The 24,745-nt window shown below is 45.8% G+C and carries 24 protein-coding genes, 1 tRNA gene and 1 pseudogene; 13 read left to right on the forward strand and 13 right to left on the reverse strand.

Annotated elements, in window-relative coordinates; genetic code table 11:
- Positions 1-2 precede the first annotated feature (2 nt).
- Positions 3-860, forward strand: a complete 858-nt coding sequence (locus Pas1_RS00975) for an ATP-binding protein (protein ID WP_112294227.1) — start codon at positions 3-5, stop codon at positions 858-860.
- Positions 861-872: 12 nt separating this feature from the next.
- Entirely contained in the window at positions 873-1,289 is a 417-nt protein-coding gene (locus tag Pas1_RS00980) for an NUDIX domain-containing protein (protein ID WP_112294228.1), read from the forward strand.
- Here Pas1_RS00980 and zapD read toward each other — a convergent pair.
- From zapD to Pas1_RS01010, 6 genes are read right to left on the reverse strand one after another with little or no spacing between them, the layout of a single operon-like run.
- A complete protein-coding gene (gene zapD / locus Pas1_RS00985) occupies positions 1,286-2,038 on the reverse strand; it encodes a cell division protein ZapD (RefSeq protein ID WP_112202844.1) in 753 nt (250 codons plus the stop codon). The genes Pas1_RS00980 and zapD overlap by 4 nt on opposite strands.
- A 26-nt stretch (positions 2,039-2,064) precedes the next feature.
- A complete protein-coding gene (gene coaE, locus Pas1_RS00990) occupies positions 2,065-2,700 on the reverse strand; it encodes a dephospho-CoA kinase (protein WP_225971624.1) in 636 nt (211 codons plus the stop codon).
- Positions 2,697-3,173 carry a prepilin peptidase gene (locus tag Pas1_RS00995; RefSeq protein WP_225971625.1) on the reverse strand — a complete coding sequence of 159 codons (477 nt, stop codon included), beginning with the start codon at positions 3,171-3,173 and terminating at the stop codon, positions 2,697-2,699. Before Pas1_RS00995 ends, coaE begins: the two co-directional genes overlap by 4 nt.
- Before the next feature lie 17 nt (positions 3,174-3,190).
- On the reverse strand, positions 3,191-4,258 hold the full coding sequence (locus Pas1_RS01000; protein WP_225971626.1) for a type II secretion system F family protein: 1,068 nt from the start codon (positions 4,256-4,258) through the stop codon (positions 3,191-3,193).
- On the reverse strand, positions 4,258-5,331 hold the full coding sequence (locus Pas1_RS01005) for a GspE/PulE family protein (protein WP_112202850.1): 1,074 nt from the start codon (positions 5,329-5,331) through the stop codon (positions 4,258-4,260). The genes Pas1_RS01000 and Pas1_RS01005 overlap by 1 nt, the downstream gene beginning before the upstream one ends.
- Positions 5,328-6,617: an HlyC/CorC family transporter gene (locus Pas1_RS01010; RefSeq protein ID WP_112202852.1), complete on the reverse strand. Its 1,290-nt coding sequence runs from the start codon at positions 6,615-6,617 to the stop codon at positions 5,328-5,330. Before Pas1_RS01010 ends, Pas1_RS01005 begins: the two co-directional genes overlap by 4 nt.
- A gap of 115 nt (positions 6,618-6,732) precedes the next feature.
- On the opposite strand from Pas1_RS01010, the gene Pas1_RS01015 reads away from it, so the two are divergent.
- A complete protein-coding gene (locus Pas1_RS01015) occupies positions 6,733-7,245 on the forward strand; it encodes a methylated-DNA--[protein]-cysteine S-methyltransferase (protein ID WP_112202854.1) in 513 nt (170 codons plus the stop codon).
- Here Pas1_RS01015 and Pas1_RS01020 read toward each other — a convergent pair.
- Positions 7,227-8,219 carry a squalene/phytoene synthase family protein gene (locus Pas1_RS01020; RefSeq protein WP_112294231.1) on the reverse strand — a complete coding sequence of 331 codons (993 nt, stop codon included), beginning with the start codon at positions 8,217-8,219 and terminating at the stop codon, positions 7,227-7,229. The genes Pas1_RS01015 and Pas1_RS01020 overlap by 19 nt on opposite strands.
- Before the next feature lie 104 nt (positions 8,220-8,323).
- Here Pas1_RS01020 and Pas1_RS01025 point away from each other — a divergent pair, with 104 nt between their 5' ends.
- Together Pas1_RS01025 and Pas1_RS01030 are read left to right on the forward strand one after the other, a co-directional pair.
- Positions 8,324-9,736: a sodium:solute symporter family protein gene (locus tag Pas1_RS01025; protein WP_112294232.1), complete on the forward strand. Its 1,413-nt coding sequence runs from the start codon at positions 8,324-8,326 to the stop codon at positions 9,734-9,736.
- A gap of 99 nt (positions 9,737-9,835) precedes the next feature.
- Complete coding sequence (locus tag Pas1_RS01030; protein WP_112208763.1) at positions 9,836-10,855, forward strand: 2-dehydropantoate 2-reductase; 1,020 nt, start codon at positions 9,836-9,838, stop codon at positions 10,853-10,855.
- A gap of 40 nt (positions 10,856-10,895) precedes the next feature.
- Here Pas1_RS01030 and Pas1_RS01035 read toward each other — a convergent pair whose 3' ends face one another.
- The 3 genes from Pas1_RS01035 to Pas1_RS01045 form a co-directional block, all read right to left on the reverse strand.
- Positions 10,896-11,663, reverse strand: a complete 768-nt coding sequence (locus tag Pas1_RS01035) for a fumarylacetoacetate hydrolase family protein (RefSeq protein WP_112208764.1) — start codon at positions 11,661-11,663, stop codon at positions 10,896-10,898.
- A 50-nt stretch (positions 11,664-11,713) separates the two neighbouring features.
- Positions 11,714-11,790 (reverse strand) — tRNA-Pro (locus Pas1_RS01040).
- Positions 11,791-11,811: 21 nt separating this feature from the next.
- The gene (locus tag Pas1_RS01045; RefSeq protein WP_112294233.1) at positions 11,812-12,816 is read right to left on the reverse strand and encodes a polyprenyl synthetase family protein; all 1,005 of its coding nucleotides are present in this window, start codon (positions 12,814-12,816) and stop codon (positions 11,812-11,814) included.
- A 76-nt stretch (positions 12,817-12,892) separates the two neighbouring features.
- Between Pas1_RS01045 and rplU the strand changes: the two genes are divergently transcribed.
- From rplU to proB, 4 genes and pseudogenes are all read left to right on the forward strand, one after another.
- Positions 12,893-13,204 carry a 50S ribosomal protein L21 gene (gene rplU, locus Pas1_RS01050; protein ID WP_011902040.1) on the forward strand — a complete coding sequence of 104 codons (312 nt, stop codon included), beginning with the start codon at positions 12,893-12,895 and terminating at the stop codon, positions 13,202-13,204.
- Between the two features lie 26 nt (positions 13,205-13,230).
- Positions 13,231-13,491, forward strand: a complete 261-nt coding sequence (gene rpmA / locus Pas1_RS01055) for a 50S ribosomal protein L27 (protein WP_112294234.1) — start codon at positions 13,231-13,233, stop codon at positions 13,489-13,491.
- Positions 13,492-13,581: 90 nt separating this feature from the next.
- Positions 13,582-14,664 carry an Obg family GTPase CgtA gene (gene cgtA / locus Pas1_RS01060; protein WP_112208765.1) on the forward strand — a complete coding sequence of 361 codons (1,083 nt, stop codon included), beginning with the start codon at positions 13,582-13,584 and terminating at the stop codon, positions 14,662-14,664.
- A 13-nt stretch (positions 14,665-14,677) separates the two neighbouring features.
- Positions 14,678-15,454, forward strand: a pseudogene (proB, locus tag Pas1_RS01065) (glutamate 5-kinase); the annotation flags it as partial.
- 9 nt (positions 15,455-15,463) lie between these two features.
- Here proB and Pas1_RS01070 read toward each other — a convergent pair.
- Positions 15,464-16,033 (reverse strand): CNP1-like family protein, encoded by a 570-nt coding sequence (locus Pas1_RS01070; RefSeq protein WP_112294236.1) that lies wholly within the window; start codon positions 16,031-16,033, stop codon positions 15,464-15,466.
- A complete protein-coding gene (locus tag Pas1_RS01075; protein WP_112294237.1) occupies positions 16,026-16,625 on the reverse strand; it encodes an RNA pyrophosphohydrolase in 600 nt (199 codons plus the stop codon). The genes Pas1_RS01070 and Pas1_RS01075 overlap by 8 nt, the downstream gene beginning before the upstream one ends.
- A 48-nt stretch (positions 16,626-16,673) precedes the next feature.
- Between Pas1_RS01075 and Pas1_RS01080 the strand changes: the two genes are divergently transcribed.
- Entirely contained in the window at positions 16,674-18,416 is a 1,743-nt protein-coding gene (locus Pas1_RS01080; protein ID WP_112294238.1) for a proline--tRNA ligase, read from the forward strand.
- On the opposite strand, the gene ffh is transcribed toward Pas1_RS01080, so the two are convergent.
- Positions 18,417-19,799, reverse strand: a complete 1,383-nt coding sequence (gene ffh / locus Pas1_RS01085; RefSeq protein WP_112208769.1) for a signal recognition particle protein — start codon at positions 19,797-19,799, stop codon at positions 18,417-18,419.
- A 20-nt stretch (positions 19,800-19,819) separates the two neighbouring features.
- Here ffh and Pas1_RS01090 point away from each other — a divergent pair, with 20 nt between their 5' ends.
- The 3 genes from Pas1_RS01090 to Pas1_RS01100 all read left to right on the forward strand — a co-directional run bounded on the left by Pas1_RS01090 (position 19,820) and on the right by Pas1_RS01100 (position 24,735).
- Positions 19,820-20,668, forward strand: a complete 849-nt coding sequence (locus tag Pas1_RS01090; RefSeq protein ID WP_112294239.1) for a cytochrome C assembly family protein — start codon at positions 19,820-19,822, stop codon at positions 20,666-20,668.
- On the forward strand, positions 20,665-21,483 hold the full coding sequence (ampD, locus tag Pas1_RS01095) for a 1,6-anhydro-N-acetylmuramyl-L-alanine amidase AmpD (RefSeq protein WP_264080454.1): 819 nt from the start codon (positions 20,665-20,667) through the stop codon (positions 21,481-21,483). The genes Pas1_RS01090 and ampD overlap by 4 nt, the downstream gene beginning before the upstream one ends.
- A 270-nt stretch (positions 21,484-21,753) precedes the next feature.
- Positions 21,754-24,735: a ribonucleoside-diphosphate reductase subunit alpha gene (locus Pas1_RS01100; RefSeq protein WP_112294240.1), complete on the forward strand. Its 2,982-nt coding sequence runs from the start codon at positions 21,754-21,756 to the stop codon at positions 24,733-24,735.
- The last annotated feature ends 10 nt before the right edge of the window (positions 24,736-24,745 follow it).

Below are 24,745 nucleotides of genomic sequence, written 5' to 3' on the forward strand. Positions count from 1 at the left end.
ATATGAACGATAAACTCGACAGGCTCCTGAGCCATTTAGAAACTTTTTTACCAAAACCACTTTCTGAAGAGCAGTGGCAATCCACAACTGCATTTAGATGGCGTCGACGCGATAGTATTTTTGGGAGTATCGGTTTCTTGCAGCCAGTCAAGCATGTCTCAGATATTACATTTGAAGACCTGCAGAATATTGATCGTCAGCGTGATGCCATTCGAGATAACACCAAAAACTTCATTCAAAAAAAGCCAGCAAATAATATTTTGCTAACTGGCGCACGAGGCACCGGAAAATCTTCTTTAATTAAAGCAAGCTTGCATGAATTTGCTTCGCAAGGTTTGCGTTTAGTTGAAGTTGAAAAAGAGCATTTGGCAGATTTAGCGGACATTACTGATCTCTTGGCGGACCGCCCTGAACGTTTCATTGTGTTTTGTGATGACCTCTCTTTTGAAGATGGTGAGTCAGGATATAAAGCCATGAAATCCGCTCTCGATGGATCGGTGTCAGCGCAGGTTGATAATATTTTGATTTATGCGACCTCTAATCGTCGCCATTTATTGCCTGAGTACATGAAGGACAATGAAAGCTATACACATACCGATGATGGTGAGCTGCATCCAGGTGAGGTCGTCGAAGAAAAAATTTCCCTGTCGGAGCGTTTTGGTTTATGGCTTTCCTTTTATCCACCAAAGCAGGATGAATATCTTGCTATCGTTGCGCATTGGCTTAAGCACTTTGGGCTCAACGCGGACCAAATTGAGGCGGCGCGAGCGGAGGCTCTTGTCTGGGCTTTAGAACGAGGCTCGCGTTCTGGCCGTGTAGCGCGGCAATTCGCGAAACATTGGGCTGGTTCACACGCCTAAATACTCAGACTCATGCCCGAACTGAATCGCCCTGTTACTGAGGTCGCCGCAGGGATCTTGTTAGATCAGGATGGTCGATATCTACTAGGTCAGCGTCCAGCCGGTAAGCCCTATGTAGGATATTGGGAGGTCCCAGGCGGGAAAATGGAGGCTGGCGAAACAGTCTTTGAGGCACTTCAGCGAGAGCTGCAAGAAGAGCTCGGAATTCTGATTGACTCCTGCGAAGAGATCATGGTTTTGGAACATGATTATCCCCATGCTTACGTCAGACTTCACGTTAATATCATTCGGAGTTGGCAGGGTGAGCCAAGAGGTTGCGAGGGACAGCAGCTATCCTGGCAGGAATTGCTAGCTGACAAGCCCAGCGTTGAGCCTTTATTGCCAGCCGCCTGGCCGATGCTAGAAAAGCTGAAACTGATTCTGAATTAGAACTGACAGAGTGTTAGTCTAAAAGGTACGTCGACGTTGACGAGTTGCGCTTTTTTATCTCGATCTGCTTTTAGAAAACGAATCGATAGCAAATATTTATTTGCACTAATCTCTGAGTACAGGCTGTCGTCCTCAAGAGCAATTCTCATCAATTGATAGACTTTTCCAGAAGGTGCTTGCTGGAATGAACCATTGTGACCAACTACATCCTTAGCTTCTCCAGACTGGCGCAGTAAGCGTAAAAATAATTGCCCAGCTTCATACCAAGGCAATAAAGGAGTAATGTAATTTTCTAGTAAGGCGCGTCGCTCACTAACGGGGCTATTTTTCCAAGCATGGTAACTTGGTAAATCAATTGGACTCGTGCCTCCTGGAATATTCAGTCGAGTACGAATTGCATTCAACCATTCGCTTTCTGAAATGATAGTGTTGGGTTTTCCCATCGAGCGATTAATTTTAGATGCAGCGGCATCAATCTCGGCAATGGTCTGTAAGAGGGCCTCTTGATCCACTTTTTGCGAGGACTTCAAACCATTCAAAGAATATTTTTGACGCTCAAACTCTTTTAATAGAAGAGACTTGATATCTCCACGGGCGCCAATATCTCCTAAGTCAAACAAAATAGCGATGGCATTGTGATGAAGTTCAGGATCATCTGACCGTAAAAAATGATTAAAACGGGCGAACAAATACTCCAGCCGAAGCATGCTCCGGACTAATTCATTGAAGGGGTATTCGTAGACAATCACAAGCCCATATTCTATGACGAACTAGGTTAGCTCTTGCGAATCTGTAGGATTTTTTGATGCAAAAGTCTGACTTGCTCTGCTAAGTCTTCCAGGCTACCCATATTTTTGACGACAGTATCGGCCTGCGCTAAGCGTTCAGTCCTTGTAGCCTGGGCTTGGAGGATGCTTTCAACCTCTTGTCTAGTGAGGTCATTTCGCTCCATTACCCGCTGGATTTGCATCGCTTCAGAGCAATCAGCCACCACCACATGGTCAATAAACTGGAGCCAGTCAGAGGACTCCAATAGCAGCGGCACAACAAAAACAATGTAGGGTGCCTGATTTTCCACAGCCAAGCGGGCTTGTTCGATAGCTTTGGTCCGAATGAGGGGGTGGGTAATGGCCTCTAAGGCTTTTCTAGAATGTGGGTCCTCAAACACTAAAACACGCATCTTTTTCCTGTCTAGAGCACCATCTGCTTGGATAAATTCAGAACCAAAGCGTTCCCGAATAGGCTCAATCGCAGACCCTCCAGTGCTAGTTATTTGGTGTGCAATGACATCGGAGTCAACGATTGAGGCCCCATAACTGGCTAGCCTTTCTGCAATGGCAGATTTGCCTGATCCTATGCCTCCAGTTAGGCCAACTAGGGTCGCAGCATCCTTGAGAGTGCTTAAATTCACCGAATGAGCAGAAGGGTTTGAAGTGCCTGAGGCCATAACACTTCTATGATGCCAGCAAAGGCCAAAAAGGGCCCAAAAGGAAAAGCATGGCTAATTTGTGATCGATGCCACTTGAGCCAAATGAAGCCCCCAACAAGGCCTGTTAAAGAGGCAATCAATAGGATCTCTGGTAAAGCACCAGCACCAAGCCAGGCACCCAAGGCAGCAAGAAGCTTGGCATCCCCCATGCCGATCCCATTATGCTTTTTGAACATGCGGTAAATGAAATTCATCACCCAAAGAAAGCCGTAACCAAAAATGCAGCCAAGCATGGCGTTGAAGGGCTCCGCAAAACCTTGCGATGCTAAAAAATTAAAGCCCAGCCCTGAAAAAATTAGAGGAATCGTTAGAGCATTAGGGAGGCGAAAGCTGGTGAGATCGACATAGGCTAAATAAATAAGCACTAGTACAAGCGTAATTTGAATCCAGATCATAAGATTGGGGGCTTGCATCAGACGACTTGTCCCAAGTTAAATATTGGCAGATACAGAATGACAACTAAGGCTCCAATAATGAGGCCAATACCAATCATTAGCAAGGGCTCCATAGTTTGGCCCAGTGTTTTCAGTTCATTGCTAAGGCGGGTTTGCAAAACTTCTGCACGCTTATTCAACATCTTTGCTAAGGAAGCACTCTCAGCGCCAATAGCAAGCAGATGCAGGGTTTCTTTATCAAATAAATAGAGATGTGGATCGGACTTGTTGAGAGACTCTCGTAATGGCCAACCTCGGGTGAGGTGTTTAAATAACTCTGCACTAAGATCGTGGCTTAACCAATGATTTGAGGATTGGGCAGTAATACGAATTGCATCAGGTAGTGCTAATCCAGAGTGCAGCAGATGACCTAGGGTGCGGCACCAATTACTCAAAGTGGCTAAGCGGAGAAGATTGCCAAAGATCGGCAGCTCAAAGCTAATTCGATCACATAGTTTCTGCAGTCGAACTGATCGAACCCAAAAAAATATAAAGATACTGGCTCCACCAAGGCTCAATAGCGCAATAAATAGAGAGAACTCTTTAATTAAATCTGAAGTTGCAATCAATATCGAAGTGGCGGGTGGTAGCTCTGCGCGGAAATTGGCAAAGACCTCTTTAAAAACAGGAATTACCCAAATCATCATCGCTACGAGTAAAAAAAGTGAGCTGATTAAAGTAATGAGAGGGTAGGTTAATGCTTGTCGGATCTGACTGCTTAACTCCATTTTGGCACTCAGTTGCCGGCAAATTGTCCGCAGGGCCAATTCAAGATCGCCAGTGCGCTCGCTCACTCGAATCAAGTTAATGAATTCTGGTGAGAATAAGTCTGCTTGCAGTAATAAACTCTGAGTAAGGCTATTACCTTGTTTCAGTTTGGTATAAAGCTTAGGCAAAAAGTGGTCGTAGTCTGACCCGTTTACCTTCTGGAGTAGTTCAATTGCATTAAGCAGGGGTAGACCAGACTCCAGTAGGCTCAACAGTTGCTCTGCAAACTGGAGCTGTCCTTTGATTCCTAAATGGCGACGCAGTAGGAAGTGCATCATCAGCAATAAGACCCAATTTCATGGGTAAGCAGATCTGGATTGATCAGACCTTGCCGAACATAATGCATACCCGCTGAATGCATATTTAGAGAACATGTATCTTGACTAAAAATCATGCGGTGATTCAATACTTCATGGACGCCAATTCTGCCAAAGTAACCAGAACCTTTGCACTTTGAGCAATCGGAGTCCAGAGTGCGCCCTTTGCATTTTTGGCAATAGGCCTTTACTAGACGTTGAGAGCTTACACAATGTAGACAAGATTCAATATGTTCCTGTTCAATACCCAAAGTTTTAAGACGTGCAATCGCACCGCGTGCATTACGAGTATGGAGTGTGCTGAGAACCAGATGCCCAGTTTGAGCTGCTTCAATGACTACTCGAGCTGAGGCCGAGTCTCTAATTTCTCCAATCATGAGTACATCGGGGTCTTGACGTAACAGTGCGCGAATAATTGTTGCAAAATCGAGGCCTGCTTTTTCATGGAATGACACTTGGTTAATACCAGGGAGCCGAATTTCAATCGGGTCTTCAATCGAGCAAAGATTTTTCTCAGGTTGATTTAACTCTCTTAGACAGCTGTATAGGGTACGCGTTTTACCTGATCCCGTTGGTCCTGTAACCAATATCAAACCATGAGGCTGATGAATTGCTGAGCGAAAAATAGCTAGCTGTTCTGGTAGCAAACCAACGCGATCTAAGGAAAGTTCCTCAATCAGACTTGGCAGAATTCGGACTACTGCTTTTTCTCCATGAAGTGTCGGCATAGTTGATACACGACAATCAACATCAGGTTTACTAAAGTCTGTTCCAATACAAAGCCGACCATCTTGAGGAAGGCGCCTTTCAGCAATATCCAGGCGAGCCAATATCTTGATGCGGGTGATTAAGCGCTCATGCAGGGAGTTTGGGTGGGAGACGAGATGCTGAAGTGCCCCATCAATTCGGAGGCGAACTACGGTTTCTTGAGAGCTAGCTTCAATATGAATATCCGAAGCCTTTGATTGCAATGCAGTGACAGTAATTTCATGCCAGGCTCGGATGATGAAGCTGTCATCTTCAAATTGACTCAAGCCCCACCGATGAAACTATGGGGTTGATGGAGTTTGACGGTTTTAATTCCTTGATCATCGAACTGGACAATTTCCATCACGATACCTGCAATTCGAATGCTCACATCATGGTCTGGAATAGCCTCTAGTTTTTCTAGGATGAGCCCATTCAGTGTCCTTGGCCCATCTAGTGGTAGCTCTAGATTGAGCAAACGATTCAAATCACGCAACGAGGCACTTCCACTCGCGATATAAGTTCCGTCTTCTAGCCAGCGGGCCTCATTAGATAGATTGGAGAATGAGGTAGTGAACTCACCAATCAGCTCCTCAACGATGTCTTCGAAAGTAACTAAGCCTAATACCTCACCATATTCATTCACTACCAGACTGAGACGCTGCTGGTTATCTTGAAAAAATTGCATTTGCTGCAATACAGGCGTTCCGCTAGGAATGAAATAGGGTTCATTCAATAGGGCTCTAAAGTCTTCATGCTCGAGCTCTTGATGGCCCAGCAGGCTAAGCGCTTTTTTAACAGACAAAATGCCAATAATTTTTTCTGAGTCGCCATCACATACGGGTAATTTATTGTGATAACAGGTTTCTAAATCTTCAATCACATCCCGAATTGGTCTAGAGATATCTAGCATTTCAATTTTTGCTCTCGGCGTCATGACATCATCTACCAAAATATTTTCAAGATTGAATAGATTCAGTAAAATATTACGGTGATGATTTGAAGAGAAGCGGCTCGATTCCAAAACCAAACTACGCAATTCTTCTTTACTCAGAGCTTTATGTTCAGTAGAGGCCTCTAGTCTGAAAAGACTCATCAAGCTAGATACAAAGTAGTTAATAAACCAAAGCAGAGGTTTGAGGATAAAAATTAATGGTAGGATGAGCCAGCCAACGCTTGATGAAATCCGTTCTGGAAATGCTGCACCAATCACTTTAGGAGTGATCTCGCTAAAAACAATAATGAGAAATGCAGCGACTAAGGTCGCAATTGAGAGAACATAACCAGTATCGCCAAAGAAGTGTAGGGCAATGCCTGTAACTAAAATCGATAAAACGGTATTAATTAAATTATTCGAAATCAACAGTACTGAAAGTAAAGAATCAATTCTTTTAAGGAGTTTTTCGGCTAGAGCTGCACCAGTATTACCAGCCTTGGCCATGGCTCGTAAGCGGTGGCGATTAGCTGAAATCATGCTGGTCTCGGCCATCGAGAAAAATCCCGAAAGAGCTAGCAAGAAAATGACTAAAGCAACTTGACCATAAAAAGGCCAGTCGTGAAAAAAGTTATCCATTGAATCTATCTTTAAATGACATGACAATCAATATAGCAAAGTAGTAGCTAGAGAGCTATCAATCCGTGTCCGCAGGTCAATACAGCTTTCTTAAACCTATGTCAGAATATTCTGAATGACTACCCCTAAATCTATTGCCGATCTAGAAGCTTCAAATTACTGCGTGATTCAAGCGCCTTTTGGCCACCTAGGAATCTGGACTGAGGTGGTTGATGGTAGTTTGATGCTTTCTAGGATCGACTACCTGCCTACTAAATCTAAGCTGATTGCGCCAAGAAATTTATTGGCAAAAGAGGTTCAGAAGCAGTGCATGGCCTATTTTAAAGATCCCCACTATGTGTTTGATATTCCACTTAAGCCCATTGGCACAGTCCATCAAGAAAAGGTCTGGCGTTCTACACAACAGATTCCATTAGGTCAAACGGCAACCTATGGAGAGATCGCGAGCAAAATTAAAAGTGGGCCAAGAGCAGTCGGAAATGCTTGTGGGGCCAACCCTTTTCCTCTTATTACGCCTTGTCATCGAGTTGTCAGTGCACAAGGGCTTGGGGGCTATATGCAGGAAGATTCACCTGGCTTCTATCGCGCCATCAAAATTTGGCTATTACGTCACGAAGGTGTTTTGTAAGAAGACTTCGCGAGCTTTCTGAGATCTTGGCTGCTCAGATAGAAAAAGAGTTTGACAAGAAGATTGCTGTGGGCTGCCAGCTTTGTAAAGCCATAAACTCCCCAAACCACCTTTCGAGTGAGTTTTGGTTCGGAAATCTTTTTGGCAGAGGCTTTCTGAGCAATAGTATTTAGAGTCAAGGCTGCTAATCCAAAAGCTAAAAAGCAAAATCGGCGAATACCGACTTCTTGTTTTGGAATAATTAGAATGTAATTGCAAGCTTCCATGAGTTTGCGGTAAGCGATATTCAGCAGATCAATTTGACTCATTTTGGAGGGCTTCCAAGAAACGCCCCGGGCGCGATCCTCTGAGGAATCCTTCAAGATATTGGTCATCTGTAGAGCTTGCCCAAAACCGACACTTAAAGATTCATGACTCCTCATGCATTGAGCAAAATGAGACGAGTGATTGCCAAAGAGATTGGTGAGTAGTTCTCCAACAACTCCAGCAACGACGTAACAATATTCTTCAAATTCAGCTAAATCACTTAATCCTTCTGTTGATTGTTTGGTGTGGAAGCGAGACATGCCTAAGGACATAATCGATACGCATTGGTTTACCGCCTCTTGATCTTTGGGGGAGCAGGCATGCAAAATTCTCAAGACAGCGGGCGTATGTTCAATAAGATCAAGTTCACTCGGGTTGGAATGGGTATTGAGAGCAGCGAGGCAAGGCCTTATAAATTCTTCGGCAGTGATCTTGCCCATCAAGCTATCTAAGAACAGTTGCGATAGTGCTTGTTTAGTAGGTGGACTGAGGTCGGGTGCATCCTCGATCGTATCGACAATGCGACAGAGTAGATATGCGTTGCCAACCACTTTTTCTAGGGCCTCTGGTAGCAAGGGGATAGTAAGCGCGAAGGTGCGCGAAACCGAGCCCAGAATCACTTTTTGATAGGCTAGGTCGGCTTGCAGGGTTGCCGAGGAAGTATTCACGCCTGAATTATGTCAGAAGGGCTTGCTTCAAGTTGGTTCAAAACCTTCCTTTGCCATAAGTGACAAGATCTTATAATTTGGCAAATTCATAAAGGAACTGGCTTGTGCTGATTTGGTTTGTGATTATTTATTGGATTATTTCAGTGGGCATTGGCCTCTGGGCTGCGTTGCGCGTCAAGAATACGGCTGACTTTGCTGCTGCTGGCCATAGCCTACCTCTTCCAATTGTTACTGCAACGGTATTTGCTACCTGGTTTGGTTCAGAAACTGTACTTGGCATTCCGGCAACTTTCCTAAAAGAGGGAATGGGCGGAATCGTGGCAGATCCTTTTGGTTCTTCACTCTGCTTAATTTTGGTGGGGCTCTTTTTTGCTCGTCATTTATACAGCCGAAAAATGCTCACCATTGGCGATTTCTTTAGAGAAAAATATGGCCGTACGGTTGAGGTTCTCGTCACACTTTGTATTGTGGTGTCTTACCTTGGTTGGGTTGCAGCACAAGTGAAGGCTTTAGGTTTGGTATTCAACGTTGTATCAGAGGGAAGTATTTCTCAAACAGGCGGCATGCTCATTGGTGCCTGTAGTGTTTTGATATACACCTTATTTGGCGGAATGTGGTCAGTAGCGATTACTGACTTTATTCAGATGATCATCATCGTGATCGGGATGCTATATATCGGCGGCGAAATGTCGACGCAAACTGGTGGAGTCATGCCTGTGATTCAACATGCAGCTGCCGCAGGCAAGTTTCATTTCTGGCCCGATATGAATCTAGCTTCGATGCTAGGTTTTATTGCTGCTCTATTCACCATGATGCTAGGTTCAATACCTCAGCAAGATGTGTTCCAACGCATTACCTCATCTAAAAATGTCAATATTGCTGTACAAGCTGCGATCTTGGGTGGGGTCCTCTATTTTATTTTTGCTTTTGTGCCCCTGTATTTAGCCTACTCTGCAACGCTAATTAGCCCAGACTTAGTGAATAAGTATCTTGATACTGACCCACAAATGATCTTGCCAAAGTTAGTCTTAAATCATGCTCCGATGATTGCGCAAATTATGTTTTTTGGCGCTTTACTCTCTGCGATTAAGAGTTGCGCCAGCGCCACCTTGTTAGCGCCCTCCGTCACCTTTGCCGAGAATATTGTTAAGGGATTTTTTAGGCATCTTAGTGATCAGCAGTTATTGAAAATCATGCGTATCACTGTAATTTGTTTCGCTGTAGTGGTTACTTTCTTTGCTGTTAATTCACAACTGTCTATCTTCAAGATGGTTGAGAGTGCCTATAAGGTCACTCTTGTCGCAGCTTTTGTACCCCTTGCTTTTGGAGTGTATTGGTCAAAAGCCAATTCCTTAGGTGGTTTGCTGGCAGTTGTCTTTGGACTTACCGTTTGGATTAGTTGTGAAATTTTGGCTCCGGAGGCTGTAATGCCTCCGCAGCTGGCCGGTTTGTTGGCAAGCATATTTGGGATGATTGCAGGAGGGTTTACCCCAAGATCACTCCTAAAACCTGTTTAAAGACTGCTATTACTTATAAATTCAGTAATTTTTAATCTTGAACCGCAAAATAATCTCCTCTAATATGACAGTAATTCAATCTTTTTTCGCAAGGTAGTTATGAAAATTTGTGTCATCGGTGGAGGCGGCGCTATTGGCGGATATTTAGCCGTAATGCTTGCTAGGGCTGGCAATGAAGTTACTGTCGTTGCTCGTGGTGCAACCTTGGCTGCAATTCAGGAGCGCGGCTTGGCTTTGATCATGGATGATCAGCCAGAGCCTTTAATTGCCCAAGTCAATGCGGTAGAAAAAATTACCGATGTTGAAAATCCTGATCTCGTGATTTTGGCTGTCAAGGCTCATCAAGTTGAGCCTATCGTTGATGACTTGGCAAAAATTATGGGCCCCAATACTATTTTGATTCCAATGCAAAATGGTATTCCCTGGTGGTACTTCCAAAAACTTGCTGGGCCATTTCAAGATCACTCAGTTGAAACGGTTGATGCGGGTGGTAAGGCTAAAAAAGCGATTAATCCCGACAATATTATTGGATGCGTTGTTTATCCAGCCACATTTACTCAGGCTCCCGGAGTCATTCGTCACGTTGAAGGCAATCGCTTCCCGATTGGTGAGCTCGATGGCCAAGTCACCGAGCGGATTCAGGCGGTATCCGAAGCCATGGTTGCTGCCGGATTTAAGTCACCAGTCTTAGAAGATATTCGTTCAGAAATTTGGTTGAAGCTCTGGGGCAATATGACCTTTAATCCCATTAGCTCTCTAACGCATGGAACTCTCGAGGGAATTTGTCAGTACCCTCTGACACGAGAGCTTGCTCGCAGCATGATGACCGAGGCCCAAACTATTGCTGAGAAATTGGGTGTGACCTTCCGCGTTGATATTGAGCGTCGCATTGCTGGCGCAGAAAAAGTTGGCAAGCACAAAACCTCAATGCTGCAAGATCTTGAGGCAGGCCGCAGCCTAGAAGTAGATGCTTTATTGGGGTCTGTCATTGAGTTAGGAAAAATTACAGATACCCCTACACCTTGCTTGAATTCAGTCTACGCCTTGACTAAGTATCTTGACGAAAACGTTCAGGCATCGAAAGGTAGCTTATCGCTCCCATCCGTATCAGGATATTAATCTTGGCTATATTGAGTGAGCCGTAAGACTCACTCAAGTCTCACTCAAATGCATTGTCGAGTCGACCTACGCTATCAATCACGACACTCACTTGGCTGCCGGGCTTCATGGAGCCGACCCCAACTGAAGTTCCGCAAGCAATAATGTCCCCCGCCTCAAGCGGAACATCTTGTGAGATAAGGCTGACGAGTTTTGCGGGTGGAAAAATCATGTCACTGACAGGATAGTTTTGACGTTCTTGATCATTCAAGATGGTTTTAATGCTCAGTGTCATAGGGTCAATACCGCTCGTAATATATGGGCCGAATACACCAAAGGTATTAAAGCTTTTTGAGCGAGTCCACTGAGCATAGCCAGGATCACGATTCAGTATTTCAATCGCTGTGACGTCGTTAATGCAGGTGTAACCAAAAATACAATGCTGTGCTTCAGACTCGCTGACCTCATGACAGTGCTTGCCAATGACGATACCAAGCTCTCCTTCGTAGACCACTTTTCCGGAGTAGGATTTTGGTGTGCGAATAGTTTGTTCATTGGCCAGGAAAGAATTATTGCCTTTCAAAAAATATAAAGGCTCTGCTGGGACTTTGTGCTCAAGTTTAGTAACTAGTGCATGAAAGTTATCCACCATGGCAATCATTTTTGAGGGAACGCAAGGAATATCTATTTTCACTTCTGCAAGAGGAATCGTCTCGCCTGTAGCTTGAGAATGTGCAAACATGTCTCCAGAGTGAACTTGGATCTGCTCCCCTGAGAGTTGACCGAAGCCTGGTTTATTGTGATGTGTAAATCTGAGCCATTGCGCCATAGTGTTCCTCGATTAAAAATGTCAATTTGATTATCTTACAGGGCAGGCGCTGGTCGGAATGAGAGGATTCGAACCTCCGACCCCCTCGTCCCGAACGAGGTGCGCTACCAGGCTGCGCTACATTCCGATTCGAATACTTTAGCAATGATTAGGATTGTCTTGCAAGCGAGTATTGGCATAAAGCAAACAAGGCATCTGTAGCCTCATTTTTAGGAAAAGAGGCCAGGCAATCTGCTGCTAAATGCGCTTCTTTCTGAGCGGCTGCTTGGGTGTAATCCAGAGCACCAGAATCTTGAACGGCCTTGAGAATTTGGGCAAAGACATCTTGGGGTAGATCTTGGTTTTGTTCAATCGCTGCCCGAACTAAGATCTGCTCTTCATGGCTTCCTTTTTCAAGAAGATAAATCAGCGGTAGGGTGGGCTTGCCTTCACGTAAATCATCTCCAGCATGCTTGCCCATTTGTTCGGCATCTGCTGTGTAGTCTAGTAAGTCATCCATGAGTTGGAATGCAGTACCAATGTGGCGACCAAAAGCAGCAGCTGTTTTTCTTTCAGCTTCACTAGCACCAGCAATAATTGCACCTAGTTCAGTGGAGGCCTCAAACAATTTAGCGGTTTTATAGCGAATGACTCTGAGATAGCTTTCTTCATCGACTTCAGGATCATTCATATTGAGGAGCTGTAAAACTTCGCCCTCAGCAATCGTATTGGTTGCATCTGACAGAATATCCATGACTCTGAGGTCATTAGGGCCAACCATCATTTGAAATGCTCGAGAGTAAAGAAAATCGCCAACTAAAACGCTAGCAGCATTACCAAAAGCAGCATTGGCAGTTTCACGTCCTCTACGCAGGGTAGATTCGTCCACTACATCGTCGTGCAATAGGGTGGCGGTATGGATAAATTCCACAACAGCAGCAAGTTCTAGAGCATGGGGCGTTTCTTTACCATTGGATAGGGCCTTGGCCACCAGCATCAAAAGGGCGGGGCGGACACGCTTGCCACCAGCCTGGATGATGTAGCTGGAGATTTGGTCAATGAGAGCCACTTTGGAGGCCAGCCGCAGTCGTATGAGATCGTCTAAAGCCTTGAAATCTAAGGAAATAGGTCCCAGAATTTGGTTTAGCTCATTGTTTTTGACAGAGGTGATCATGCAAGATATAATAATGGGCTTGGCTAATCCAGGGTGGATTAGCCCAAAATGTAGGCTTAAATTGAGGTTTCAAACCATGTACGCGGTCATAAAAACCGGTGGCAAACAGTATAAAGTTGCCGCTGGCGAAAAATTGAAAATAGAACAGATACCAGCGGAAATCGGCAGCGAAATCACTCTTGACCAAGTCCTCGCCGTTGGCGAAGGCGCATCACTGAAATTAGGTGATCCATTGGTTAATGGTGCAGCTGTGATGGCCACTGTCGTCTCCCAGGGACGTCACGATAAAGTGACAATCTTTAAGATGCGCCGTCGCAAGCATTATCAAAAGCACCAAGGCCATCGTCAGAATTTCACTGAGATTCTGATTAACACGATCAAAGCCTAATTAGGCGGGAATAGCAGGAGAAAGATATGGCACAGAAAAAAGGCGGCGGCTCGACTCGAAACGGCCGTGACTCAGAATCGAAACGCTTAGGCGTTAAGGTATTTGGCGGCGAGCAGATTAATGCTGGCAGCATCATCATTCGTCAACGCGGCACTAAGTTTCATCCAGGTGTTAACGTTGGCATCGGCAAAGATCACACTTTGTTCGCCTTAATTGATGGACAAGTTGAGTTTGGCGTTAAGGGTGCTTTGAAGAAGGCCCAGGTTTCAGTGTTGCCTCGTTCATAAAGGCGCCTGACTGAGACACGTTTTAATTCAGATTGATTCCGAATTTAACTCTTAGGAACAGGCCTCGCTAAAGCGAGGCCTTTTTTATTCATGAAATTTATAGACGAAGCACGTATCGAAGTAATCGCTGGCCAAGGTGGTGCTGGTAGTGCATCTATGCGTCGCGAAAAATTTATTGAGTTCGGTGGTCCTGATGGTGGCGACGGCGGCAAGGGTGGGAGCGTCTGGGCAATTGCAGATCGCAACATCAATACTTTGATTGATTACAGATATGCCAAAACCCATACTGCAAAAAATGGAGAGCCAGGACGTGGAGCAGATTGTTATGGCCGCGCGGGTGACGATATTGAATTGCGTATGCCAGTTGGCACAATCATTGCCGATTACGAGACAGGCGAACCCATCGCTGACCTCACTACCCATGGGGAGCGCTTATGCTTAGCCCAAGGTGGAGTTGGTGGTTGGGGCAATATTCACTTCAAGAGCAGTACAAATCGTGCACCCCGGCAGAAGACGAATGGCAAGCCCGGCGAACGTCGCAAGCTCAAGCTTGAGCTTAAAGTCTTGGCTGATGTGGGTTTATTGGGCATGCCAAATGCAGGCAAATCTACCTTGATTACTGCCGTCTCCAATGCGCGCCCTAAAATTGCAGACTACCCATTTACAACTTTGCATCCTAATTTGGGTGTAGTGCGTGTTGGGAGTGAGCGAAGTTTTGTGATTGCCGATATTCCAGGCTTGATCGAGGGTGCCGCAGAAGGTGCTGGCTTAGGCCATCGCTTCCTACGCCACCTTCAGCGCACCGGCGTCTTGTTACATCTCGTGGATCTTGCGCCCTTTGATGAAAATATCGATCCCGTTGCAGATGCAAAGGCGATCGTGAATGAGTTGCGTAAATATGATGAGGCCTTAGTTGAAAAACCCCGTTGGTTGGTGCTCAATAAAGTAGACATGATTCCTGAGGAGGATCGAGCTAAGGTAGTTGCTAATTTTGTGAAAAAATTTAAGTGGGAAGGCCCTGTCTTTGAAATCTCTGCACTAACAGGTTTGGGTTGCGATAAGCTCTGTTATGCCTTGCAAGATTATTTAGATTCAGTTCGTCGTAATCGTGACGAGGAAGATGAGCGTGCTGCAGATCCACGTTATCAAGTAGAAGATAAGAGTCCAGATTAAAGTATTGCCGTATATGAATAGCAAACAATCAAAACGTATCGTTGTCAAAGTGGGATCTAGTCTAGTCACCAATAATGGTGAGGGCTTAGACCATGCAGCAATTGCAATGTGGGCCGAGCAAATCGCCTCACTTTTAAGCGCAGGGCACCAAGTTTTGATGGTGAGCTCTGGTGCTATTGCTGAAGGTATGCAGCGCTTGGGATGGACTACTCGACCAACAGACATTCATCAGCTACAGGCTGCTGCAGCAGTGGGGCAAATGGGCTTGGTTCAGGGATATGAAACCTGCTTCGCGCGTTTCAACTTACGTAGTGCACAAATTCTACTAACGAATGCAGACTTGGCGAACGATGATCGTAATGCTAATGCTAAAGCGACTCTAGAAACTTTATTGAAGTTGGGCGTCATTCCTATTATTAATGAGAACGACACTGTAGTGACCGATGAAATTAAATTCGGAGATAACGATAACTTAGCTGCATTAGTAAGTAATTTAATTGAGGCTGATCTTCTGATCATTCTTACGGATCAGGGTGGTTTATATACAGCTGATCCACGCCATGATTCAGGTGCGAGCTTAGTGCTAAATGGTATTGCTGGAGACCCTGCCTTAGAAAAGATGGCAGGTGGTGCTGGGAGTCAGCTCAGTAAGGGTGGAATGTTAACTAAAGTACTTGCAGCAAAAGTCGCGGCCCAAACACGAACTTCTACCATCATTGCTTCTGGCAAAGAGCGAGATATTTTGACGCGCCTTTTGGCGGGCGACAGTATCGGTACTCGCTTGAGTGCCGATTGATATTTAATTACCCATCACGCCAAAAGAATTTGTTGGCTGAGTTCCACCCGTAAACTTCTCTGGATTCAGTGATCTGAGAACTGCTTTGAGACTTGTCTCTTGGGAGCTAAAGTCACACAAGGCCCCTTGAGCTAAAGCCGCTTGATAGCGATTGGGTACATGTAATTTAATGTAATTCCATTGACTCAAGGGATTTGGTCGCCATGCACCAGACTCATAGGAGCCATAGAGGCGCCATTGGTAAGAGTCACAACGAATGCCTTCATACTGCGCTTGCTGGTCTCCACTTGGATTGGTGATAACAACGATATAGCGCGTTACTCCATCTGCACCAATCAAAATTGAACTAGTGTCAATTGAAAACTTAAAAACGGTAGTGGGTGAAACATAAAAAGATTGAAGCTTGTCTGGATTGGGGGGATTTAAGGGCATCGTTGTTGAGCCCTCCTTGAATACACTGGGTGCAAAAGGATCCAAACCGCTCACCATGGGATCGCCACCGCAAGCAGTTAAGGTTAAACAAATGAGAGCACTTAGGGTATATGAGCGAGATTTTTGAAAAGATTTAATCATTTGAGTATTTGCCCTCTTTTGCATCTTTGACAGAGCCTTCTTTGGAATAAAAAGATTGCATGAGATCAAGAGGGGATCCCCAGACCAGTTCCTGCATTTTGATACCACGGGTGAGATTGCGAGCTAGTTCAGAGAGTGCAAGTTGATAAACCCCGCGTTTGAATTCAATAACGGAATTGAGTTCAATCCAAAAAGGGACCCAGCGCCATGCATCAAATTCAGGGTGCTCCGATGCTCTTAAATGAATATCGCTATCAAGCCCAACTAAACGCAATAGAAACCAGATTTGTTTTTGCCCCCGATAGGCAGCGCGGTGGACCCGAGTAGGGTGCTGCCGGCGTAAATACTCTTCTGGGACGTCATAGCGTAGCCAATCCCGGGTACGCCCAATAATTTGGACGTGCTCAGGCAGTAAGCCGACCTCCTCATGCAATTCGCGGTACATGGCCTGTTCTGGACTCTCGCCATGCGCAATTCCGCCCTGCGGAAACTGCCACGAATGCTGCCCAACGCGTTTTCCCCAGAAAACCTCGTTATGGCTATTGAGGAGGACAATGCCAACATTGGCTCTATATCCTTCACGGTCAAGCATGATCGTGCCCCAAATCCTTTAAAATCAACGATTTGATTATATCCATACATGAAAGCCTCACAATCATTTCTCGCGACGCTAAAAGAAGCCCCCTCTGACGCTGAGGTGGTTTCGCACAAGCTCATGGTGCGTGCAGGACTTATTCGCAAGCTAAGCGCTGGCATCTATAACTACCTCCCTTTGGGTTTAAAGGTGATTCGCAAGGTAGAAAACATCATTCGTGAAGAAATGAATCGGGCAGGCGCTATTGAATTATTAATGCCCATGATTCAGCCTGCTGAACTTTGGCAAGAAACTGGGCGCTGGGAAAAAATGGGCCCAGAATTACTCCGCATTAAAGATCGCCATGAGCGTGATTTTTTAATTCAGCCAACCTCAGAAGAGGTGATCACTGATCTAGCGCGTAACGAGATCAAGAGTTACAAGCAATTGCCGATTAACTTTTATCAGATTCAAACCAAATTCCGCGATGAACGTCGTCCTCGTTTTGGGATCATGCGTGGGCGTGAGTTCAGTATGAAGGATGCCTATTCCTTTGATCGTGATGTTGAGGGATTAAAAAAATCCTATCAAATCATGTTTGGTGCTTATACGAAAATCTTTCGGAGAATGGGGCTAAAGTTCCGCGCTGTCACTGCTGATAATGGCGCTATTGGCGGCTCTGGTAGCCAAGAGTTTCATGTGATTGCAGATACGGGTGAAGATGCCATCGTTTACTGCCCAAGTTCAGATTACGCGGCGAATTTGGAGGCTGCAGTGTCTTTACCGTTGCTTGGAAGTCGTGCAGCTGCTCAGCAGTCAATGCAAAAAGTAGTGACACCAACTCAGACCAACTGTGTAGAGGTGGCGAACTTCCTCAACATCCCCATTGAGACAACGGTGAAGTCACTCTTGTTTGCAGTTGACCAAGAAAAAGGGCCAGCCAAATTATTTATGTTACTGCTACGTGGCGATCATGATCTCAATGAAGTCAAAGCCAGCAAAGTTCCAGGAATGGCAGAGTCTCGTTTTGCAACTGAAGCAGAGATTAAACAAGCTTGCAATGCGCCGGCTGGATATTTAGGCCCAGTAGGTATTGCTCCTGATGTCAAAGTAGTTGCAGATCATACTGTTGCGAATATGTCTGACTTTGTTTGTGGCGCCAATCTTGCAGGTCACCACTTGACTGGTGTGAATTGGGGTCGCGACCTACCAGAGCCTTTAGTAATGGATCTTCGCAATGCGGTGATTGGCGATCCATCGCCCGATGGAAAAGGAGTGGTGGATATCTGTCGTGGCATTGAGGTTGGGCACGTTTTTCAATTAGGAACGCGTTACTCAGAAGCAATGGGTTGCACCTATCTTGATCAACAAGGAAAGTCACAGCCGATGGTGATGGGCTGTTACGGCATTGGTGTAACGCGTCTCTTGGGCGCCGCCATTGAGCAAGGCCATGATGAGCGCGGTATTATTTGGCCGATTTCGATGGCGCCATTTGAAGTCGTTATCTGCCCCATGAATTACGATAAGTCTGAGCAGGTTAAGGCCGCTGCTGACCAATTGCATGAACAGTTAATTGCTGCGGGTATTGACGTCATCCTTGATGATCGCGGCGAGCGTCCCGGCGCGATGTTTGCAGATTGGGAGTTGATTGGCGCACCATTTAGAGTGGTGATTGGTGAACGCGGGTTGGTAGATGCTCAAGTGGAATTTAAGGGGCGCACTGATGCTGAGTCCCAAAATATTTCCATTACTGAGATTAAAGATAAAGTCATTGCTGCTGTGAACTCAGCAAAGCAACTCGTTTCTTAATTACTTTTTAAATAAGCCGCCGATACCCTTGGCGGCTCCTTTAGCAGCCATGCCCGCCATGGCACGCGCCATCTTCCCGCCTTTGAATTGCTTCATCATGGTTTGCATTTGCTCAAACTGTGCGAGTAAGCGATTTACTTCTTGTACTTCAACTCCTGCTCCTGCAGCAATACGCCGTTTGCGACTAGCCTTGAGTAGCTCAGGCTTGCTACGTTCCTTTGGCGTCATGCTATCAATGATGCCGCGCATCCGTACAATTTGTTTGTCAGCTTGACCCATATTGGCTTTACTAGCTGCCTGAGCCATATGACTTGGGAGCTTATCCATTAGGCTGGCCATACCACCCATTTGCTGCATTTGAGAAATTTGATCTCGGAAGTCTCCCAGATCAAACCCTCCCTTAGAAATTTTTGTTGCTAACTTTTCTGCTTTAGCAACATCCACACTTTGTTGGGCCTGTTCTACCAGAGCCAAAATATCGCCCATGCCCAAAATACGGTTCGCCATGCGCTCGGCATCGAATGCTTCGAGCCCATCCATTTTTTCAGCAGTGCCAATGAACTTGAGGGGTACGCCCGTTACTTGGCGAACTGAGAGCGCAGCACCTCCACGTGAATCACCATCGAGCTTAGTGAGGATCACACCAGAGAGCGGCAGGGCATCATGAAAGGCTTTAGCAGTATTAACTGCATCCTGACCCAGCATGGCATCAACAACAAATAAAGTCTCTATAGGACTTAGTTTGTTATGCAGATCTTCAATCTCTTGCATGAGTACCTCGTCGATACCCAGTCGGCCAGCAGTGTCTACCAGCAGGACATCAAAGTAATGACGACGTGCCCAATCTAAGGCTGCAAGCGCAATAGCAGCGGGCTTTTGATCGACGCTACTCGGAAAGCACTCGGCACCAACTTGTTTGCTAACGGTAGCGAGCTGTTCTATAGCAGCCGGGCGGTACACGTCACATGAGACGGTGAGCACTTTCTTTTTCTTTTTCTCTTGGAGCCATTTGGCAAGCTTACCAACTGAAGTAGTTTTACCGGCGCCTTGCAAGCCGGCCATGAGGATGACTGCGGGGGGTTGGGTTGCTAAATTGATTTCACCGCTCTGAGAGCCATCTCCAGCCATTACCTGAGCAAGTTCTCGTTGGACAACACCCACTAAAGCCTGCCCAGGACTTAGACTGCCAACCACTTCTTCGCCAAGGGCTTTAAATTTAATTTGTTCGAGAAGCGTTTTAACGACCGGAAGGGCTACGTCTGCCTCTAATAGGGCTAAGCGGATTTCCCGAAGCATCTCTGCAGTATTGCTTTCGGTCAGGCGGGCTTCTCCCCGCATTGTTTTCACAACACGAGATAGGCGATCGGTCAGGTTCTCTAGCATTTATGGATTAGACTTTCAAGATGGACATTTTAGGTTACCTCAGTTACAGCTGGCTTACCCCAGCCCTTTATTTGCTGCTTTTAGTCTTTTTGACCCTAAGTTCGCAGGCTTTAGCGCAATCTCCAGTCTTTACTGGACTGGTACGCATCGGCATCTTTTTTATCTTGATCATTCACGGTATTCAGCTGCATGACTCGGTTTTTACGGACAAAGGCTTCGTTTTTGGCTTTGCTCAGGACCTTTCTTTAGTTGCGTGGGCGGGCCTCGCTTTTTATTGGTTCCAGTCCTGGTTTTTGCCCATCGTGAGTTTGTGTTGGATGGCCTTAATTTTTGCAATGGTTTGCTCTGTGCTGCCAGGCCTTTTTCCAGGCGTTCTGATTTCTCCCGATGCAGTATCTGACCCATGGTTTAAAGGGCACTTTATTGTTGCAACTCTGTCCGTTGGTCTTTTGAGCCTGGCAGCAATGCATGCCATGTTAATGAGTATTCAGGATCGGGCCTTGCATAGACAACTCAGTATTCGGCCTAATGGATTTTTGGCGCATTGGCTAGAAGATTTGCCACCATTGCTGACAATGGAAAGTCTTTTATTTAGCTTGCTGTATGTTGGCTTTGCGCTCTTGAGTCTGACCGTTTTTTCAGGACTCTTCTTTTCGCAAACCTTATTCGGCAGACCTTTGGTGTTTGACCATAAAACAATCTTTGCTTTGATTTCATGGTTTTTATTTGGCGGTCTCTTAGTAGCGCGCTGGAGAGTCGGATTGCGAGGAAGAGCAGCAGTGCGTTGGGTTTTGAGTGCTTACACAGCTTTAATTTTTGCCTATGTAGGAAGTCGCTTTGTTTTGGAAGTCATTCTTCATAAGGCGTGAACTTGATTAAGTGGCTACTCTTATTACTGGGCGCTGCTTATTTCTACTATTGGTTTAAAGGCAAAGAGCGGGCTGCGCAGATTCAGCTTGCTCAAGCCGAGGCCGAGGCCCAGAAGCAGAGTGTGGCGCCTCAGACAATAGTGCAGTGTCAACTTTGCCATGTGCATCTTCCACAATCAGAGGCGATGAAACAGGAGGAGCGTTTTTATTGCTCAGCCCAGCATCTTCAGGCTCTAGACGATGCTGGCTGGCTTGGTTCTGCCTTATGGCGCCCCTCACCAAATCAGGATGCGCGTCCAGATGGATGTATTCCGGACTTGGTGGTGATCCACCACATTAGTTTGCCACCTGGAGAATTTCAGAAGCGCGCCAGCACCCAACATATCATTGATTTTTTTCAAAACACACTTGATATATCCGCGCATCCCTACTTTGCAGAAATTGGTGGGCAAAAAGTGTCCAGCCATTTTTTGATTTCTCGTCAAGGTCAAGTCTTTCAATTTGTCTCCACTAAACAGAGGGCATGGCATGCAGGCGTCTCTGAGTTTTTGGGCAGAGAGCGCTGCAACGATTTCTCGATTGGGATCGAAATGGAGGGTGATGGCGATTCTTCATTTGAAGAAATTCAATATCAGCAACTGAGCATTTTGATTCAAAACATTCAAAAAGAATTTCCGAAGCTGCAATTTGCAGGACACAGTGATATCGCTCCGCAAAGAAAAATGGACCCTGGAAAATTTTTCGACTGGACGAAGTTGCAGAAAACAACACTCATCCCTGAGAAAAATTTCCCTTTTGGACTTGACTCTCGCTAGGCAAAAAGTCTGATGTGAGGATCTACTCACTTCTCTAGCCCCATTGAAAAGGGCTCAAATATTTCAGGGTAAAAATGAGTCACATTGGTGCCAAGTACTAGGAAAAATACTTACTCAAATTTGTAATAAAAGTCTTACTAAACTGGAAATATTTCCCTATACTTAGTGTCAAATGAATAAAAAAACACTAGATGTAGTGTTTACAGTAGACAATAGCCCTTTGTATTTAAAGACTTTTTACCCCAATAACTATATATAAGTAGGAAAAACATGACATACGCGAATCCACAAACTGCTGACCAACAATCTGGGGTAGCCAATCAGGGCTTGAACCCTAGTGGTCCAGTAAGTCAGGCTCCTTCTGCTGGCTTCGTGGCCGGCGGGGTCGGTGGAGCGCAGGCAACCCAGCTTTCTGACTACAAAATCATTCGCCGTAATGGTTCGGTTGTCGCTTTTGAGCCATCAAAGATTGCTATTGCCGTAACCAAAGCTTTCTTGGCCGTCAATGGTGGCCAGGGTGCTGCGTCTGCTCGTGTGCGTGAACAGGTTGAGCAATTGACCCATGCAGTAGTGCGTGCTTTATTACGTAGCCGTCCTAATGGCGGTACTTTCCACATTGAAGATATCCAAGATCAAGTGGAATTGGCGTTGATGCGCAGTGGTGAGCACAACGTAGCTCGTGCTTACGTGCTCTATCGTGAAAAACGCAATCAAGAGCGTGCCGCACAACAAGGTAGCGCACAAGAAACGCAAGCAGCCACTCAGGCTGGCGAGTCTGGTATCAAGGTTACCGACAACGGTGTAGAGAAGTGGTTGGATATGGCTGCTCTGCGCACTGTCATTGAGGCAGCTTGCGAAGGTCTTGGTAATCACATTGATGCCACACCCATCATTACTGAAACCATCAAGAATCTTTATGATGGCGTGCCAATGGCGCAAGTGTATGACTCTGCGATTTTGGCCTCACGTACTTTGATCGAAAAAGATCCAGCTTATAGTCAAGTCACAGCACGGATTTTGATGCATGTGATTCGTAAAGAAATTTTAGGTCGCGAAGTATTGCAAGGCGACACACAAGCAGAGTACAGCACCTACTTTGCGAAGTACATCAACGAAGGTATTGCCGCTGAATTGCTAGATCCTCGCATGCGTGAATATGATTTGCCAAGACTGGCTGCAGCTTTAAATGCAAATCGCGATTTGCAATTTAACTACCTCGGTTTACAAACTTTGTATGACCGCTATTTCTTGCATATTGAAGATCGTCGCATTGAAATGCCACAAGCATTCTTTATGCGAGTTGCAATGGGCTTGGCTCTAAATGAGACGGACCGTGAGCGTCGTGTGATTGAGTTCTATGAAATTCTCTCTACATTCGATTTCATGTCCAGTACACCAACCTTGTTCAACTCAGCTACAACCCGTCCACAACTTTCGAGTTGCTACTTGACTACGGTTGATGATGATTTGGATGGCATCTATGAGGCTTTGAAAGAGAACGCATTGCTGTCTAAGTTTGCTGGTGGTCTAGGCAATGACTGGACCAACGTTCGTGCGCTCGGTAGCCACATCAAAGGTACCAACGGTAAATCACAAGGTGTTGTGCCATTCCTGAAAGTAGTGAACGACACAGCTGTTGCAGTTAATCAAGGCGGTAAGCGGAAGGGTGCAGTGTGCGCCTATCTCGAAACCTGGCACTTGGATATCGAAGAGTTCTTAGAGTTGCGTAAGAACACTGGCGATGATCGTCGTCGTACCCATGACATGAATACTTCAAACTGGATCCCAGATCTGTTCATGAAGCGTGTGATGGAAAACGGTGACTGGACTTTATTCTCCCCATCTACTACACCTGATTTGCATGATAAATTCGGCAAAGCATTTGAAGAGGCTTATGTTGCCTATGAAAAGAAAGCCGATGCGGGCGAGATTAAGCCATTCCGCAGAATTCCTGCGCAACAGTTATGGCGCAAGATGCTCGGCATGTTGTTTGAAACCGGCCACCCTTGGATTACATTTAAGGATCCTTGCAACATTCGTAGCCCACAGCAACATATTGGCGTGGTTCACTCATCCAATTTATGTACGGAGATCACTCTCAATACCAATGAGACTGAAATTGCAGTTTGTAACCTTGGGTCTGTGAACTTAACCGCTCATATGACAACCGATGCATCTGGCAAGATGATTTTGGATCATGAGAAATTACGAAACACCGTACGCACTGCAATGCGGATGTTAGATAACGTAATCGATATTAACTACTACGCTGTAGCTAAGGCGCGTAACTCCAATTTGAAGCACCGTCCAGTTGGTTTGGGCATCATGGGCTTCCAGGATTGCTTGCATATGCAACGCATTCCTTACGCTAGCGAAGAGGCTGTGAAGTTTGCCGATTCTTCCATGGAGGCAGTTTGCTACTACGCTTACCTTGCTTCTAGCGAATTGGCAGAAGAGCGCGGCACCTATAGCACCTACAAAGGCTCTTTGTGGGATCGCGGCATCCTCCCACAAGACTCCGTTGCTTTATTGGCGCAAGAGCGTGGCGGCTATGTTGAGGTGGATAGTTCCTCCCAAATGAATTGGGACAGTCTGCGCGGCCGTATTAAGCAACACGGTATGCGCAACTCCAATTGCGTAGCAATTGCCCCAACCGCAACGATCTCGAACATTATTGGCGTTTCTGCTTGTATCGAGCCTACATTCCAGAACTTGTTCGTTAAGTCGAATCTTTCTGGCGAATTTACAGTTGTAAACGAGTACCTGGTTCGTGATTTGAAAGATCGCGGTCTATGGGATGAGGTGATGATTGCCGATTTGAAGTATTTCGATGGCACATTGTCCAAAATTGATCGTATTCCACAAGATTTGCGTGATTTGTACGCGACCGCTTTTGAAGTAGAGCCAAGCTGGCTGGTTGAAGCTGCTTCCCGTCGTCAGAAATGGATTGACCAAGCCCAGTCTCTAAATATCTACATGGGCGGCGCATCTGGCAAGAAATTGGATGACACTTATAAATTGGCCTGGTTGCGTGGTTTGAAGACAACCTATTACCTCCGTACGATGGCTGCTACCCACGTTGAGAAATCCACGGTCGCTAGTGGCCAACTCAACTCAGTTTCGAGTGGCGGCGGCGTCAATGGAACTGATGCGGCCGCAGCTAGCGCTGCTGGCGCAGTAGAGGCTGATGGTCCGGTTTGCACAATGCGTCCAGGCGACGCTGGTTTTGAAGAATGTGAAGCATGTCAATAAGCCATTTGCT

Origin of the sequence: Polynucleobacter paneuropaeus, from assembly GCF_003261235.1 — a bacterium.
GTDB lineage: Bacteria > Pseudomonadota > Gammaproteobacteria > Burkholderiales > Burkholderiaceae > Polynucleobacter > Polynucleobacter paneuropaeus.